Origin of the sequence: Citrobacter sp. Ce104 (assembly GCF_030334595.1) — a bacterium.
GTDB classification, from domain to species: domain Bacteria; phylum Pseudomonadota; class Gammaproteobacteria; order Enterobacterales; family Enterobacteriaceae; genus Citrobacter; species Citrobacter europaeus.
Genome location: NZ_JAOWDP010000039.1, coordinates 1 through 266, shown reverse-complemented (window position 1 = coordinate 266; position 266 = coordinate 1). Strand labels below are relative to the sequence as shown.

Sequence of the window (266 nt, the reverse complement as noted above, 5' to 3'; positions counted from 1 at the left end):
CATGACATAAAAAGAAAGGTCCACAAATCAATTTATGGCAATCCAATCTATAGGGTTTTCTCGGGTGAGTTTATCCATCCTTCAGAGCAGTACATTCTGGTCCCTGAATGGGAGCCGGGAGCATATAAAATATCTAAAGATTACGGGCAAACGTGGCAGGTGGCAACATATATGGCTTCTTTCCCGGCGCTGGAGAAAAACTCAGATGGTATTATGCGTGACAGCCCTGAAGGAAAAGAAATAAAAAGAGTGGTGGTGGTTAATAA

The 266-nt window shown here is 42.5% G+C and carries 1 protein-coding gene; it reads left to right on the top strand.

Annotated features, from left to right (window positions below):
• A partial coding sequence (locus OGW16_RS02090) for a T6SS immunity protein Tli3 family protein (RefSeq protein WP_502873962.1) occupies positions 1-266 on the top strand: 266 nt, incomplete at both ends.